Annotated in this window: 12 protein-coding genes and 2 tRNA genes; 4 read left to right on the plus strand and 10 right to left on the minus strand. The window is 58.8% G+C overall.

What is annotated here, in order from left to right:
• The first annotated feature begins 299 nt into the window (after positions 1-299).
• The gene (locus HMPREF3155_RS05095) at positions 300-581 is read left to right on the plus strand and encodes a hypothetical protein (protein WP_070432740.1); all 282 of its coding nucleotides are present in this window, start codon (positions 300-302) and stop codon (positions 579-581) included.
• Positions 582-878: 297 nt separating this feature from the next.
• Here the strand turns inward: HMPREF3155_RS05095 and HMPREF3155_RS05100 are convergent.
• The 6 genes from HMPREF3155_RS05100 to HMPREF3155_RS05125 form a co-directional block, all read right to left on the minus strand.
• Positions 879-952 (minus strand) — tRNA-Leu (locus tag HMPREF3155_RS05100).
• 69 nt (positions 953-1,021) lie between these two features.
• Complete coding sequence (locus tag HMPREF3155_RS05105) at positions 1,022-1,978, minus strand: Ppx/GppA phosphatase family protein (protein ID WP_070432741.1); 957 nt, start codon at positions 1,976-1,978, stop codon at positions 1,022-1,024.
• Positions 1,979-2,018: 40 nt separating this feature from the next.
• Entirely contained in the window at positions 2,019-2,567 is a 549-nt protein-coding gene (locus tag HMPREF3155_RS05110) for a DUF501 domain-containing protein (protein ID WP_061921554.1), read from the minus strand.
• Between the two features lie 93 nt (positions 2,568-2,660).
• The gene (locus HMPREF3155_RS05115) at positions 2,661-3,254 is read right to left on the minus strand and encodes a septum formation initiator family protein (RefSeq protein ID WP_070432742.1); all 594 of its coding nucleotides are present in this window, start codon (positions 3,252-3,254) and stop codon (positions 2,661-2,663) included.
• A gap of 176 nt (positions 3,255-3,430) precedes the next feature.
• A complete protein-coding gene (eno, locus tag HMPREF3155_RS05120) occupies positions 3,431-4,708 on the minus strand; it encodes a phosphopyruvate hydratase (RefSeq protein WP_061921551.1) in 1,278 nt (425 codons plus the stop codon).
• A 142-nt stretch (positions 4,709-4,850) separates the two neighbouring features.
• The gene (locus HMPREF3155_RS05125) at positions 4,851-5,642 is read right to left on the minus strand and encodes a lysozyme family protein (RefSeq protein WP_061921548.1); all 792 of its coding nucleotides are present in this window, start codon (positions 5,640-5,642) and stop codon (positions 4,851-4,853) included.
• A gap of 203 nt (positions 5,643-5,845) precedes the next feature.
• On the opposite strand from HMPREF3155_RS05125, the gene HMPREF3155_RS05130 reads away from it, so the two are divergent.
• Positions 5,846-6,289 (plus strand): hypothetical protein, encoded by a 444-nt coding sequence (locus HMPREF3155_RS05130; protein ID WP_061921545.1) that lies wholly within the window; start codon positions 5,846-5,848, stop codon positions 6,287-6,289.
• A gap of 22 nt (positions 6,290-6,311) precedes the next feature.
• Here the strand turns inward: HMPREF3155_RS05130 and HMPREF3155_RS05135 are convergent, their stop codons facing one another.
• Positions 6,312-6,938, minus strand: coding sequence for a MazG nucleotide pyrophosphohydrolase domain-containing protein (locus HMPREF3155_RS05135; protein ID WP_061921542.1), 627 nt, complete (start codon positions 6,936-6,938; stop codon positions 6,312-6,314).
• Positions 6,939-7,020: 82 nt separating this feature from the next.
• On the opposite strand from HMPREF3155_RS05135, the gene HMPREF3155_RS05140 reads away from it, so the two are divergent.
• Complete coding sequence (locus HMPREF3155_RS05140; protein WP_061921540.1) at positions 7,021-8,520, plus strand: amino acid permease; 1,500 nt, start codon at positions 7,021-7,023, stop codon at positions 8,518-8,520.
• Positions 8,521-8,622: 102 nt separating this feature from the next.
• On the opposite strand, the gene mfd is transcribed toward HMPREF3155_RS05140, so the two are convergent.
• Positions 8,623-12,267 (minus strand): transcription-repair coupling factor, encoded by a 3,645-nt coding sequence (gene mfd / locus HMPREF3155_RS05145; RefSeq protein WP_070432760.1) that lies wholly within the window; start codon positions 12,265-12,267, stop codon positions 8,623-8,625.
• A 12-nt stretch (positions 12,268-12,279) separates the two neighbouring features.
• Positions 12,280-12,888, minus strand: coding sequence for a TetR/AcrR family transcriptional regulator (locus tag HMPREF3155_RS05150; protein ID WP_062039053.1), 609 nt, complete (start codon positions 12,886-12,888; stop codon positions 12,280-12,282).
• An 84-nt stretch (positions 12,889-12,972) separates the two neighbouring features.
• Here HMPREF3155_RS05150 and HMPREF3155_RS05155 point away from each other — a divergent pair.
• Positions 12,973-13,047: transfer RNA gene (locus tag HMPREF3155_RS05155), tRNA-Gln, on the plus strand.
• A gap of 67 nt (positions 13,048-13,114) precedes the next feature.
• Here the strand turns inward: HMPREF3155_RS05155 and HMPREF3155_RS05160 are convergent.
• On the minus strand, positions 13,115-14,746 hold the full coding sequence (locus HMPREF3155_RS05160; RefSeq protein ID WP_070432743.1) for a multicopper oxidase family protein: 1,632 nt from the start codon (positions 14,744-14,746) through the stop codon (positions 13,115-13,117).
• Between the last annotated feature and the right edge of the window lie 20 nt (positions 14,747-14,766).

The raw sequence follows: 14,766 nt of genomic DNA on the forward strand, positions 1-14,766 counted from the left end.
GGATTGCCCCTACCAACTACGCCGAAACGGCATCTTTCGTGACGCCAACGTTTTCAATTGTTCTTGGCAACTAATCGCGACCGTTTCTCGCGGTCTCATTCGGGTTCACTCAAGGACTTGAGACCTTGGTTTTCTTTCTCACCCTTCTCTCCAAAGGAGTCTTGCAATGACTACTCCCGCCACTGGTCCAGAAAACACTGGATCCCAGAACAGCCCTCAGATGGCGTACCCAGCGCAAAGCGCGGCGACGCCTGCCGAGGCTCCCAAAGGCCGCAACACTCGGCATCATCGCGGTAATCATGTTCATCGCAGCGATTGGCTCCAGCATCAATGAGGCAACCGGCGGCGACACCACTGTCTCCAACAATGCGGATGGCGAGTCCGCAGATGACCGCACCGTCAACACATTCGACACCATGGCTGTTTTGGAAAACCGCTTCGACAACACCAGCCCCCTGTACCAAGGTGGCACCGCTACCGGCGATCTTGCATTCGCTGTTCCGGCTGCCTCGGCAGACCAGGGCGTTCTCGCAGTTCGCCCGGACATGCTCGCAGGCAAGGAATTCATCGCACTGCAGTAGTGTCCATACCGTCACGGGTTTGAGTGAACCCTAGCTTTAGGCTCGGCCTTTCAAGGCTGGGCCTTTCGCGTTCTTTCTGGGATTCCAGATGGCAAATCCGCTTGTTATGAACTGTGACAGCTGTAAACGTCGCTGCCAGCTGAGGAATGGAGTTTGCCATCTAGTTTTACCGTCTGGGTATTTGCGGTCAGCGGCCCTTGAGCGTGTGCCTGCAGCTGCCGCAAGCCCACGACCAAGGCATAAATAAAAGCCTCAAGCCACCATCCAAAAGGAATGATGCCTCGAGACTTCACACGGTGCCCCCACTGGGACTCGAACCCAGACTGAATTGATTTTAAGTCAACTGCCTCTGCCGATTGGGCTATGGGGGCTTGGTGCGGTTCTATTTTAAGCCACCCCGTCAGCACTGCTGCGCAATGGGGTGGCTTCAATGCGAATCGCTAGAGGTCAGCGGCGATGCCTGCGACGATTCCGTCGAGGATATCCTTCTCGCTGATAAAGAATGAAGAGGCGTCGCTGTTGCGCTCAATCATCTTGATGATGCCCTCGACAGCCACCGAGCCACCGCCGATAACGTCAGCGCGGCCTGGGTGGATGACTGGATTGAGCGCACGGGTAGCCGAAGGCTTCCCCATCAGCTGGCGCGTGAGCACTCGCAGCGCATCAAAACGCAGCTCCGAGCCATGGATTGCATCGGGGTCATAGCTTTCCAGGCCTTGTGCCAAAGCAGACAGTGTGGTGAAGGTACCCGCGCAGCCAACGAAAGTCTTGGCCGAGGAAATCGGCACAATCTTTTCAACTTCCTGCATGCGCTCTTCCACGTAATCTTCCGCGATTTCGATCTCAGAATCCGTTGGAGGATCTGTGCGCATGATGCGCTCTGTCAGGCGCACGCAGCCCATCTGCGCGGAATGCGCGCCGAGAATGTCACCGTCGATAGTTCCGACGACGAATTCCGTCGAGCCGCCGCCCAAGTCGATAACGCAGTATGGCCCGCGCTCAGAACGCAGGTCCGCCACTGCCCCCTTGAAGGACAGCAGAGCTTCTTCTTCACCGGTGATGACCTCAGCCTTGGCACCGGATTCGATCTGGCTCAGCAACTGCGCCGTCATTTCGAAGAACTCGTCTTGGTTCTTCGCATCGCGGGTAGCAGACGTTGCCACCATGCGCACGTGCTGAACCTTCTCAAACTTCATCTGCTTTACGTAGCCCTCCAGCGCCACGCGGGTGCGCACAAGGGCCTCTGGTGCAAACTCGCCCGTGGCATCTACGCCCTGCCCCAGACGCACGATTTCCATGGTGCGGACGATATCGCGAATCTTGCCGTCAGCTTGTACTTCACTAATGAGCAAACGAATCGAGTTGGTGCCGCAATCCACCGCAGCGACGCGAGTCATGTAATACCTGCCTTCTTGGTCTCAGCCTTACCTGGAAAAACTATTCAGCGTTAGAGAAATCGAATTGGCTCAGATCAATGCCCAGGTCGTTGACGCTCGGCCAATCCTCCGGAATTGCGGTGCCGCGCAAGCGGCCATGGTCCGCAGCCATCGCCACCGCTTCGGTGCCTAGACGGAAATGCTGTGGCCCTTCAGCCAGCGCATAAGCAATCAGCACGTGCAGGCACTTCACGCGATCTGGCATACCACCACCTGAGAAAGTGGTGCCTAGGTCTTCAATAGCGTTGCGCTTTTCCAAGAAGTACTCATGGGCACGCTTGTAATCTTCTGCCAGCTCCTTATCTTCAGCTAGGCGGGCTTCCATCCACTTCATCACGTGCGCGACCTCAAGCCGGGAGGCCTCAGCGGTTAGGCGTGGGTCGGTCAGGTAGTACAACGTAGGAAATGGAGTTCCATCCGGTAGCTTCGGCGCCGTCTTCACCACAGCCGGCTGGCCATCTGGAGTGCGGTAAGCGATGTCGAGCACGCCGCGGGGCGCGCGGCCGAGTTGCTCTTTAACGATTTCTAGGTCTGCATCATTGACGGTCATGGCAGCTATTGTCTCATGCCGCAGCGCATTTGCGGTGCATAGGATTCACCGCGCCTTCATCAAGGCTATTAGCCGGGCTAATTACGGTACGCGTTACTGGGCAGCTGGCGGGTTTTCAGGGCCCGCGCTTGGCGACGCCGGGGTTACCGGCAGGCTGCCCGGGTCTGAGTTGGTCGAGCCCGTGGCGCTGACGTCTTCATCTTCTGCGATGGAGCCCCACAGGATTTCGTACCACGGACGCTCATCGACGTCGTCAAGCTTGTTCGTGGTGACCGTGCTGTCCGGATTCATTCGGCGATCCATGATGCGATAAGCGGTCTCGCCCTCCGCGATGACGCCGAAACGGCGGCGCGCTTCCTGCTCGAGGTAATCCTCCGACTTGTATTTATCGATCTCGTTGAGAAGCTCTTCTTTTTGGGCCTGCTTAGCAGCGATGGATTGTTGCAGGCGCGCAGTTTCAGAGCGCACGTGGTAGTAATTGCGCAGCGGCACCGCGATGGTCAGCAACACGATGAGGACCACCACGAGGATGACGCTGAGACCAACAATGTCCATGCGGCCCATGCGTTCGCCGCGTGCCTTCTGCGTTTTCTTGGCTTTGGCTGCAGCCTCTCGCTGGGTAGCAGCACGCGAGACCACGGGGACGGTGGTCCGGGATTTCTTTGAAGGGTGGTTCTCGCGTGCCATAGGGTTTCTATCCTAGCGGCGCGAGCTTATTGAAACGGGTGACGCGCGTGTGAATGAAGTAAATTCTCACAAATTAAAAGGCCGCCTTCCCAAAGCCCTGCTGCCTTCCTTTGAAAACCAAGGGTAGGTAGCGAGGGGCCTTGAAGAGGCGACCTAACTAAAACCAGCGCGGGGGTTTAGCCCTGGAAACGCGGGAACGCGGAGCGGCCTGCGTAGACCGCGCCGGAGCCCAGCTCCTGCTCGATGCGCAGCAGCTGGTTGTACTTAGCAACGCGCTCGGAACGAGCCGGAGCACCGGTCTTGATCTGGCCACAGTTCAGAGCAACTGCGAGGTCAGCAATCGTGGTGTCCTCGGTCTCGCCGGAGCGGTGGGACATCATGGTGCGGTAGCCGTTGCGGTGCGCGAGCTCGACTGCGTCGAAGGTCTCGGTCAGAGTACCGATCTGGTTGACCTTAACGAGCAGTGCGTTAGCAGCCTTCTTCTCGATGCCCTCAGCCAGGCGTGCCGGGTTGGTGACGAAGAAGTCGTCGCCAACAATCTGGACCTTGTCACCGATGGTCTCGGTGAGCTTGGTGTAGCCCTCCCAGTCATCTTCCTGCAGCGGATCCTCGATGGAGACGATTGGGTACTCGGAGATGAGCTCCTCGTAGACCTTGGCCATCTCCTCGGCGGTGTGCTCGCCGCCTTCGAAGTGGTACTTGCCATCCTTGAAGAACTCAGAGGAAGCAACGTCAAGAGCCAGGGCGATATCCTTGCCTGGCTCGAAGCCAGCCTTCTTGATTGCCTCGACAATGAGATCGAGTGCAGCCTTGGTGGACTCAGCCTCCGGAGCGAAGCCGCCCTCGTCGCCCAGGCCGGTGGATAGGCCCTTGGACTTAATAACGGACTTCAGGGAGTGGTAAACCTCAGCACCCATGCGCAGTGCCTCAGCGAAGGACTCGGCGCCGATAGGTGCAATCATGAACTCCTGTACGTCAACACCGGAGTCAGCGTGTGCGCCGCCGTTGACGATGTTCATCATCGGAACCGGCAGGACGTGTGCGTTCGGGCCGCCGATGTAGCGGTAGAGCGGCAGGCCGGCGGACTCTGCAGCTGCCTTCGCGGTAGCGATGGAAACACCGAGGATTGCGTTTGCACCAAGGCGGGACTTGTTTTCGGTTCCATCGAGCGCGATAAGCGCCTGGTCGAGCAGGCGCTGATCGTCTGCCTCGAAGCCGGCGATCTCATCGACGATTTCCTCGTTGATGTTTTCAACAGCCTTGAGAACGCCCTTGCCCAGGTAGCGGTCACCACCATCACGAAGCTCATGAGCCTCGTGCACACCGGTAGAAGCACCGGAAGGAACGCCGGCTACGCCGCGTGCTCCGTCATCAAGGAAAACCTCGGCCTCGACGGTCGGGTTACCGCGAGAATCAAGAATCTCTCGAGCAAATACGTGGATGATGTCAGCCATGCTGCTTTCACTCCTATTGAGCCAAATTGATTTGATATGAGATTCGGGTTCCTTGCCCCAAATCACCTGAAGACAATTGTTCCAGAAAACTTCGGGCTGCGTCGGGCACTATGTCACATACTTGCCTAAAAAGTTGGCTTTTCTAAGAAGAAGCAGGCTGCGGAATCGAATATGAGTTGGCAGCAGCGGCAACGCGTTCCAGATAGTCCCTGGACTGGTTGTAATTAAGGATGCCAGCCTCCCAGTCTTCAGACTTGTCCATGTTGCGCCCGCCGAAGCAAAGCAAGGCCGCTGCGCCGAGGGCGGCATCATCGATCTGATTGGGATCTGCTACTCCATCACCGTTGGCATCGCGGCCCACGTGGGACCACGAGGAAGGAATGAACTGCAACGGCCCGACGGCGCGATCAAACTCAGCGTCGCCATCGATTTGGCCGCCATCCGTGTCAGGGGTATGTGCGGTACCATTCGAGCCGTCGAGAGCAATGCCGGTAATCGGCGGATCTGGGTACCCATTTTCATCCAGCTTGGAGGGGCGCAGCCAATTGCCGTTGTAGGTGCCATGGCGGGTTTCTACCCAACCCAGACCGGCCAGAGTATTCCATCGCAGGTTGCATTCGGGCCACGCATCGCGGGCGATGAGCTCGGCGTTTCCGTAGGCACGTAATGCTTGGCCGGAGATTCCTGTCTGCGATTCCAGCTGCGAGGACCAGTAGGTCAGCTTGTCCGCGGTGCGCCCTTCCGAATGAACGTCAATATTAGGAACTTCCATGCCAGCAATCGGCGGCATCGCCTGCGGAACCGGCTGCAGCGGCTTCAAGGTTGCAGGCTTGCCTAGAGCAGAAAGCACCCAGCCCACAAGGGAAACCACAACGACGACAGCGAGGACTGCGGCCAGGCCGCAGCCCCCGAGTTTCCGCAGCCGCTTAGTCATAAGCGCCAATCATAATGACTCCCCTAGCCACTTCCCGAACTGACACTGCGGCCCCCACTTCCCTTTCAGAGATTTAACAGTAAGCAACAAGAAGTTATGTCAGATCTTTCACTACTGCACCATATTTAACATTTTGCGCTACAGTAACGAGGTCAGGTTTCACGCCTGTCCCTGCACCGCACACCTTAAAAAGGAGCCTTTCTATGTCCCTTCGCCGTTACGCCGCTACCGCCGTCGCAGCGCTTAGCCTTTCCCTCGCCGCCCCAGCTGCCGCACAGGCTCAAGACCTCAGCTTCTTGGGCGACCTTAACAATGTCGCCACGCAGCTCATTAGCGGCGCCGACTGCGGCACCGTTCGCACCACGCTGACCGTCATCGATCAAAACACCGAGGGCGTGCTCTTTAACGAGAACACCACCCGCAACCAGCTCGCTCACAACCTGCAGAACCTTGGCGGCAACGCGAACGCACAGGTCTCCCCGCTGACCATCGCTGCCGTGAAGTACTCCGGGCTAACCGCAGACCGCGCCCTAGCCTGCGGCATCGTCAAGCAGGACAACATCCTCACTGGCGGTACTGGCTTGTCCTCCAAGATCTCGGACTACGCTCCGATGCTCTCTTCCATGCTGAACCTACCGAAGCTCTAAGGAACTTCAGAAGAATTTCCGGCTAGTCCAAGGCCTGCGACTTTTCGCGGGCCTTTCCTTCTGCCCACAGCTGCTCCTGCCGCTCAATCGCAACAAGCTCATTCGTTCCATCAAAGAGATAGGGCGCGCGGGAGCGCAGCTTCGCCACGAAGGAATCCGCGACGTCGTCAAGCGTGAATGCTCCGCGCCGCGAGGCTAGCTCGGCGTGGAAGAGAACTTGTAGCAGGACGTCGCCAAGCTCGCCGCGCATATGCTCATCGCCGGCCTGGGAGCGCACCGATTCGGCAAATTCGGCGGATTCTTCGGCGAGATAAGGCAACAGACTTTCGTGAGTTTGGGCACGTTCCCACTCGCCAATCCGCACCGCTTGGGTCATTGCAGTACGCGCCTGAAACATCGGATCTTTGCGCGACTCTGCTTCGATGAGACGCTCGCCAGCTTCCAGCCTTGCAACGACTTCCGGCTCGTGCGCATCAGTGGAAACCAGCAGGCCAACGCCCAATGGGTCCTCTCCTTTTAGGAGATCGCTAAAGTTCCATCGCACGCGCACTGGAACCTCACCGGTGAAGCTAACAGGGCCCAAAAGCGCCCCATGTGCCTCCATCGGAATCAGCGTGGGCCAGCGTTCATCGAGCAACAGAACAGTCATGGCCACAAAGTATAGGGCAGTTTAGTAATCAGGTTTTAAATGCTGACTTCGCTCCGTGGCTTTTGCGGGGTATTTTAGTCGCATGACTTCCACTACTTCCTCCCCGGCGAACGCCGAGTCATCGAGTACTCACAAGGTGACTCTGTGGACTCTCGTCGCCTTGATTATCGGCTCCACCGTGGGCAGTGGAATATTCTCGCTCCCTCAAAACATCGCCTCGGTTGCAGGTCCCGGCGCAATGCTCATCGGTTGGCTCATCGCCGGCGTGGGCATGCTCTCTGTCGCGTTCGTGTTCCAGTACTTGGCGCACCGCAAGCCGCACCTCGACTCCGGCGTGTACTCCTACGCCCGCGCGGGCCTGGGTGATTTCATCGGCTTTACCGCAGGATGGGGTTACTGGATTGGCTCCGTAATCGCGCAGGTGGGGTATGCCACGCTCTTCTTTAACACCGTGGGCCACTATGTGCCGCTTTTCGACGCCGATCATCGCTGGGCCTCCGCCATCGCAGTGTCGGTAATGTCATGGGCCATTTTTGCAGTTTTGGCGCGCGGCATTAAGCAGGCCGCTGTGATGAACATGGTGACCTCGATTGCCAAGATCGTCCCTATCTTGGCTTTCGTAGTCTTCATCGTGTTCCTCGGCTTTAGCTGGGACAAGTTCACCTTTGATTTCTGGGGCAAGGACTCCGGCTCAACCGTCTCTGAGCAGATTCAGGGCATCATGCTCTACACCGTGTGGGTATTCATCGGTGTGGAGGGCGCCTCCGTCTACTCCAAGCAGGCCCGCTCCCGCAAGGACGTCGGCCGTGCCACCGTCATCGGTTTCTTCTCCGTGCTGGCGCTTTTAGTTTCGGTCTCCACCTTGTCATTCGGCGTGCTCTCCCAAGCTGAACTGGCAGTATTGCCGGATAACTCCATGGCTTCCGTATTAGAAGCTGTCGTCGGCCCATGGGGCGCGGCTTTTATCTCCATCGGCCTCTGCCTTTCGGTGCTGGGCGCTTACGTGTCTTGGCAGATGCTGTGTGCTGAGCCCATCGTAATGATGGCTACCGACGGCCTGCTGCCTCGCAAGATCGGCACCATCAACGTGGCCGGCGCCCCATGGGTAGCGCAGCTTATCTCCACCTCTGTTATCCAGGTCTTCATCATCGTCTTCTTCTTCAATGAGACTTCATATAACGCCATGGTGCAGCTGGCCACCATCATGTACCTGCTGCCTTATATCTTCACCTCGCTCTACCTACTTTTACTGGGTATCCGCGGCACGGGCCTTTCGCACCCGCACGCAGGTGTGAAGTTCGATCTTTCGGGCCCGGAAATCTCGAAGCGGGAAAACCGCCGTCACATCGTCATTGGCGCCATCGCATTCGTTTACTCGCTGTGGCTTATCTACGCCGCCGACCTGGTTTATGTCTTGCTCGGTGCGCTCGCTGTTATTCCAGGTCTTATCCCTTACGTGGGAACGCGCCTGTACAAGAAGGAGCGAGTCTTCAACTCCTTCGAGTGGTGTGTCGTGGCCATCGTCTTCATCGGCGCAATCGCCGCTCTGTGGGGACTAGCAAGCGGCAAGCTCTCTCTTTAAGGATAACTGCATAGATAAAGACTCCCTACCGGCTCGGCTTCACGCTGGGCCCGTAGGGAGTACTTTTCTGCTAGGACAGTGCTCTGCAGGTGAAATAGGGTCTTACTGGCTTACAGAGATCACATTCTTCCCGCCGACCTTTGCGCCGGTGACATCGATCTTGTCCAGTTCGAACATGGCGGAAAAGAAATCCGCCATCCACTGCAGCAGCTCGATATCCCGCAACTTCGGGGAGGTGACGTTGCGGCCCGCCTTGGGGAACCCCAGCTGAATAGCCTTCGCCGCGGCGCGGTAATTGGAGCCCGGGTAAAGGCGCTTCAAGCGCACCTGCTTCGAATCCGCCAAATCCACTGGGTGGACCTTAATGCGGGTTCCCTGCACCGCAATATCGCCCACGCCTGCCCGGCGCGCCTGGTGACGCAGTCGAGCGACAGCCAGCAAACGGGTAACTGGCTCCGGCAGTGGGCCGTAGCGGTCTTCCATTTCTTCTACAGCCAACTGCAGATCGTTATTGTCCTTCGAGGCCGCGAGCTTGCGGTAGACCTCCAGGCGCAGGCGCTCGGAGTTGATGTAATCCTCTGGGATATGGGCGTCGACTGGCAGGTCGATGCGGATCTCCTTCGGTCCCTCGTCGGTGGCCTTCGGAACCTCGCCACGGGCAAGGGCCTTGAAGGTCTCCACTGCCTCCCCGACCAAGCGGACATAAAGGTCGAAGCCGACACCCGCGATGTGGCCGGACTGCTGCGCGCCCAAGACGTTGCCGGCACCGCGCATCTCCAAGTCCTTCATCGCCACGGCCATGCCGGCGCCCAGATCATTGTTCTGGGCGATGGTTGCCAGGCGGTCATAGGAGGTCTCGGTCAGCGTGGCGCCCTTCGGGTACAGGAAGTAGGCATAGCCGCGCTCACGGGAACGACCCACGCGCCCGCGCAGCTGGTGGAGCTGAGACAGGCCCATGTGGTGCGCGTTTTCCACGATGAGCGTATTCGCATTAGCGATGTCCAGGCCGGTTTCCACGATCGTGGTACAAACCAGGACGTCGTACTCGCGGTTCCAGAAGCCCTGCACCGTCCGTTCGAGGGCTTCCTCGTTCATCTGGCCGTGCGCCACGACGATGCGCGCCTCCGGCACGAGATCGCGGAGCTCGCGGGCCTTCTTTTCAATGTCAGAGACCTTGTTGTGGATGAAGAAGGTCTGGCCGTCTCGCAGCAGCTCGCGGCGGATCGCCGCAGCAATCTGTTTGTCCTCGTAAGCACCCACGTAAGTCAGGACCGGATGGCGGTCTTCCGGCGGGGTCAGGATGGTAGACATCTCGCGGATGCCCGCCATGGACATCTCGAGGGTGCGCGGAATTGGGGTCGCAGACATCGTCAGCACGTCAACGGAGGCTTTAAGCGCCTTGATATGTTCCTTATGCTCCACGCCGAAGCGCTGCTCCTCGTCAACCACAATGAGGCCCAGGTTCTTCCAATGCACACCTGTTTGCAGCAGGCGATGCGTTCCGATGACGATATCGACGGAACCGTCTGCCAGACCGGAGACAATCTCCTTGGCTTCCTTGGTAGAAGTAAAGCGCGAAAGCACCTGAATGTTGACCGGGAAACCGGTCATGCGCTCGCGGAAGGTATCAGCATGCTGTTGCGCCAGCAAGGTGGTCGGCACCAAAACCGCCACCTGCATTCCGTCCTGCACCGCCTTGAAGGCTGCGCGCACCGCTACCTCGGTCTTGCCATAGCCCACATCGCCGACGACGACGCGGTCCATCGGCACGCTGGATTCCATATCCTGCTTCACAGAGTCGATGGCCATCATCTGATCTTCAGTCTCGACATATGGGAAGTTATCTTCCATCTCCGCCTGCCACGGGTTATCAGGCGCAAACTGGTGTCCCGGCGCGGCTTGGCGCTTGGCATAGAGCTCCACCAGCTCGCCCGCGATTTCGCGGACTGCGGCGCGGGCCTTCTTCTTGGTGTTCTTCCAGTCCGAGCCGCCCATCTTGGACAGAGTCGGCTTCTCGCCGCCGGTGTACTTGGAGAGCAGATCCAGCGAGTCCATCGGGACCCAGAGCTGATCGGCCGGCTGGCCGCGCTTCGAGGAGGCGTACTCCAACACGATGTACTCACGTCGGGAGGTCTCATCACCCGACTGAATCGTGCGCTCGGCCATCTTGAGGAAGCGGCCAATGCCGTGGGTTTCATGCACCACGTGGTCGCCCTGTTTGAGCGCCAGCGGATCGACGCGGTTGCGGCGCTTAGCTGGGCGTCGCTTAGCGCCGGCGATATCGCCCACGCGATTACCAGTCAGGTCGGTCTCCGTCACCACAACCAGCGGGAGCTGTTCCTTCTGCGAGCCGCCGGCGCTGCGGGCCTTCGGGAATACCAAGCCCGCATGTGAAAGCGCCTGATACAAAGTGACCTCGCCAGGCGTCGGCTCCCAGCCAGGAGTCGCGACCTTGGTGCGGATGCCCTTTTCCGCAAAACGCTCAACCATGCGCTTGATCGCGCCTTGCGCAGGAGCGATAAACGCCGCACGGCCGCCGTCGCGGGTATGCGCGAGCAACTGGGCCATCATGGCGTCGATTTCCTTGATGTCACCACGCGGCGTCGGGCCCGGTTCATACTCGAGCGGCAGGGTCTGCGCCTCGTCGGCCATGAACATTCCAGGAGGCGCAAAGGTCCACAGCGGCAAATTCGTGTTAGCACACGTTGCTTCCAAAGACTCGTAGGAACGGTAGCTAGCGGCCTCGGTATCCAGGCCTTCAGCGGTCAAAGGACCATCCGCCCCCATGGCAGCGGCTTCCCAACCGGCAGCCAAGAATTCCGCGTCCGTGGACTCTAGATCCGCGATTCGGGTGCGAATCTTTTCCGGCGCGACCAGCAGCACGTGGGTACCCTCCGGCATGAATTCGGGAAGGGTGACCAGCGGGGCGTCGCTAAGCACCGCCAGCAGCGCCTCCATGCCGTCGGCCGGAATATGCTCACCGACCTTGGTCAAAAGCTCCACGAGGGCAGCATTGCCCGGGTGCTGCAGGGCAAAGTCTTGGGCACGCTTGGCGACGTCGTCAGTAATCGGAAGCTCACGCGCCGGGAAGATGTCCACCGCGCCGACCGCAATCTCTGGAATCGCGCGCTGGTCGGCGACGGAAAATTGCCTGATATCGGTAATTTCATCGCCCCAGAACTCCACGCGCACCGGGTAATCGAGCGTCGTGGGAAAGACGTCCAAGATGCCGCCGCGGACGGCATACTCGCCGCGCTTGGCCACCATGTCCACGTGCTTGTAGGCACGAAACTCCAGCTGTGAGACGATGGCCTCGAGCTCGATTTCCATGTCCTCGGCCAGGCTGATCGGACTGCGGCCTTCCACGTTTTTCAAGATCGGTTGGCTATATCCACGCGCTGCTGTGACGACGACGCGCAGCTTGCCTTCTGCAATGCGGTGCAGCACCTGCGCGCGGCGGCCCACGATATCCGCGCCGGGCGAAAGGCGTTCGTGTGGAAGGGTTTCCCAGGCCGGGAACTGGGCAACCTTGTCCCCCATCATCGCGGTTAGCTCCGCGGTGAGGTCCTCGGCCTCACGGCCGGTGGCGGTAACGACGAGAACGGGCGCCTGATTCGCCAGCGTGCCGATAGCCCACGGGCGCGCTTGGTCGATGCCGGTGATGTGCAGGTGTGGCTCGCCTACCTGGGTGGCAAGCCCTTTGAGTTTCGGGTCGGAAGCCGCGACCTTGAGTAGTCCGGCGAGCATCGGCGTTGCCACTTAGTTAGTTCCTCTCAGTTTTGGCTTAGCTTCCATTCCAGACAGCCCATTCCAGCACAAGTTTACGATGTGCGCAGCCACCACTTCCTTTGCCGGCTGGCGGGTATCCAGCCACCATTGGGCGGTCATCGAGACCATGCCGACTAGCGCTTGGGCATAAAGTCCTGCCAGTTTCGCGTCGAGGCCGCGGCGCTCGAAGGCGGCGCCCAAGATATAGGAGACCTGCCCCACGGAGGAATTAAGCAAAGTGGAATAGGAGCGTTCGTCGCCGGGCTTGGAGTCGCGTACGAGGATTAAGAATCCATCGGTTTCTTGCTCCACGTAGTTTAAAAGTGCGACAGTGGCTTTCTCGATGCGCTCGCGCCAGGTGCCTTCGCTAAGCGAATGCGTGATCACCTTCTCCAGGGCGAGCATCTCGCGGTCCACGATGACCGCATAGAGGCCTTCTTTTCCCCCGAAGTGCTCATAGACCACGGGCTTGGAAACGCCAGCTCGCGCCGCAATCTCCTCCACGCTGGCTCCGTCGAACCCCAGCTCGGCAAAAGCCGCTCGGCCAATCACGATCAATTGCTCGCGACGTTCGCGTCCAGTCATCCTCTGTCGAACCATGCGATCAAGCTTAGTGGGTGGCATTTGTAATTAAGGCATACGCGTCAGGTACTATTAGCAACGCACGCCTTGAGCGCGCGGTTATTCCCCATGGTGTAATCGGCAACACTACGGTTTTTGGTACCGTCATTCTAGGTTCGAGTCCTGGTGGGGAAGCCAAGGAAACTCCTGCTCACTTCGCATTTCGAAGGAGCAGGAGTTCTTTTATTTTGAGACCTCGAAAAGCCTAGGAAGTCGCAGACGGGGTCGCGTACGGGCTACGGGATGAGTCCACGACTTGCCCAGCATGTGCGCTATGCGACGCCCCAGCAGACTTCTCGAATACAAGCGCCGCCGGCTTGACGCGCACGTCAGGTTTTTCGCCCTTGTTCACCACAACCATCTGGCCCATCATGCCCTTGTCCTCGTGCAGGAGCATGTGACAGTGGTACATGTACGGAATGGTCTTATCCGGGAAGTAGCCCAACTCCACGAGCAGCTTGGCAGTTGCCTTGGGCGGAAGATTGACGATGTCCTTCCAGCCCATCGTCGGAACCGCGATGTCCTTGCCATCGCCATAGTCATAAGACAAGACCTTGAAACGCGAATTATGGATGTGAAAGTTGTGCGGCCAATCGCTATTTTCGTTGGTCACAGTCCATACCTCAGGCTTGTCTTCCTCGATCACGGTGTCCACGCGGGCCATGTCCATGGACTCACCGTTAATCATGAAGGTATTGAGCACGAACTCGCGCTCAGTCAGCCCCTCGGCAGACGGGACGTCGGCAGCCGCGGGATCCAAGGTTTGCGGCAGAGCTGGCGCTGCAGGCGCATCCTCCCCCGGCGCGGTGATATGCAGGATGTCAAAGCTGTCCTTGAAGCCAAAGTCCGCAGAGTACTCATCTTCGGGGATGCTGAAGTTGTCCTTGCGCGGCACCGACTGCAACACCACGTCCTTGCCGGGCTCCAAGTCCACGAGGACCTCGATGCGCTCGCCTGGCCCGATGAGGAGTTCGTCGACCTCAACGGGGGCGTCGAGAAGCCCGGAGTCAGTAGCGATGACGTTAAACGGCGTCCCGTTATCCAGGGCCAGCGTGTAGAAACGCATCGAAGCGCCGTTGAGCAAACGGAGTCGAACCCGGCGCGTGGTGGCGGTGAAAGCTGCATTCGTGATGCCGTTAACCACAGGAGTAGTGCCCATGAGACCGAGAGTGCCGTCAACCTGGTGATCAAACTGGCCGTCCTCAGTGAACTTCGCATCCATAATGACCACCGGAATGTCATCCACGCCGTACTCAGAAGGAATGTCGAGCTTATCCGATACGTCGTCGTCCAAGATAAACATGCCAGCAAGTCCGCGGTATGCATGGGTTGCCGTGGCCATGTGCGGGTGCGGGTGATACCAGACGGTGGCGGCGGGTTGGGAAATCTCCCACTGTGGCTTCCAGGTCTTGCCCACCTCAATCGGCGAGTGTGGTCCACCATCGGAATAGGCCGGAAGCTTCATTCCATGCCAGTGCACGGTGGTCATTTCGACCAGGTTATTGGTGATTTCCGCGCGGACCTTTTCACCTTTGTGCGCCCGCAGCGTGGGCCCTAAGAAGGCGCCGTTGAATCCCCAAGTGCGGGTGTTGTTATTGCCCGAGATAACCTCCGAATGGCCGTCTTGGGCGGTGAGCTTGAAGACCCTTGTACCGCCATCCATCTCACCTTCTAAAAGTGGCGGGATAGGAAGGGGCCGCGGCGCTGCGTCATAGCCCACCGGGGCCGGCTGATCCTTATTTTTCGTATTGGCACATGCCGTGAGAGCCGCACCTGCCGCAGCGGCAGAAGCAGTAAACAAAGTACCTTTGAAAAAGACACGACGCGTAAAACCCATAAATTCCAGAATATTTTAGT

It is taken from the genome of Corynebacterium sp. HMSC06D04 (genome assembly GCF_001807315.1).
GTDB lineage: Bacteria > Actinomycetota > Actinomycetes > Mycobacteriales > Mycobacteriaceae > Corynebacterium > Corynebacterium simulans.

Coding starts and splice junctions, on each gene's coding strand:
- HMPREF3155_RS05095 (WP_070432740.1), top strand. CDS start 300: ATGTTCATCGCAGCGATTGGCTCCAGCATCAATGAGGCAACCGGCGGC.
- HMPREF3155_RS05105 (WP_070432741.1), bottom strand. CDS start 1,978: ATGACTCGCGTCGCTGCGGTGGATTGCGGCACCAACTCGATTCGTTTG.
- HMPREF3155_RS05110 (WP_061921554.1), bottom strand. CDS start 2,567: ATGACCGTCAATGATGCAGACCTAGAAATCGTTAAAGAGCAACTCGGC.
- HMPREF3155_RS05115 (WP_070432742.1), bottom strand. CDS start 3,254: ATGGCACGCGAGAACCACCCTTCAAAGAAATCCCGGACCACCGTCCCC.
- eno (WP_061921551.1), bottom strand. CDS start 4,708: ATGGCTGACATCATCCACGTATTTGCTCGAGAGATTCTTGATTCTCGC.
- HMPREF3155_RS05125 (WP_061921548.1), bottom strand. CDS start 5,642: ATGACTAAGCGGCTGCGGAAACTCGGGGGCTGCGGCCTGGCCGCAGTC.
- HMPREF3155_RS05130 (WP_061921545.1), top strand. CDS start 5,846: ATGTCCCTTCGCCGTTACGCCGCTACCGCCGTCGCAGCGCTTAGCCTT.
- HMPREF3155_RS05135 (WP_061921542.1), bottom strand. CDS start 6,938: ATGACTGTTCTGTTGCTCGATGAACGCTGGCCCACGCTGATTCCGATG.
- HMPREF3155_RS05140 (WP_061921540.1), top strand. CDS start 7,021: ATGACTTCCACTACTTCCTCCCCGGCGAACGCCGAGTCATCGAGTACT.
- mfd (WP_070432760.1), bottom strand. CDS start 12,267: ATGCTCGCCGGACTACTCAAGGTCGCGGCTTCCGACCCGAAACTCAAA.
- HMPREF3155_RS05150 (WP_062039053.1), bottom strand. CDS start 12,888: ATGGTTCGACAGAGGATGACTGGACGCGAACGTCGCGAGCAATTGATC.
- HMPREF3155_RS05160 (WP_070432743.1), bottom strand. CDS start 14,746: ATGGGTTTTACGCGTCGTGTCTTTTTCAAAGGTACTTTGTTTACTGCT.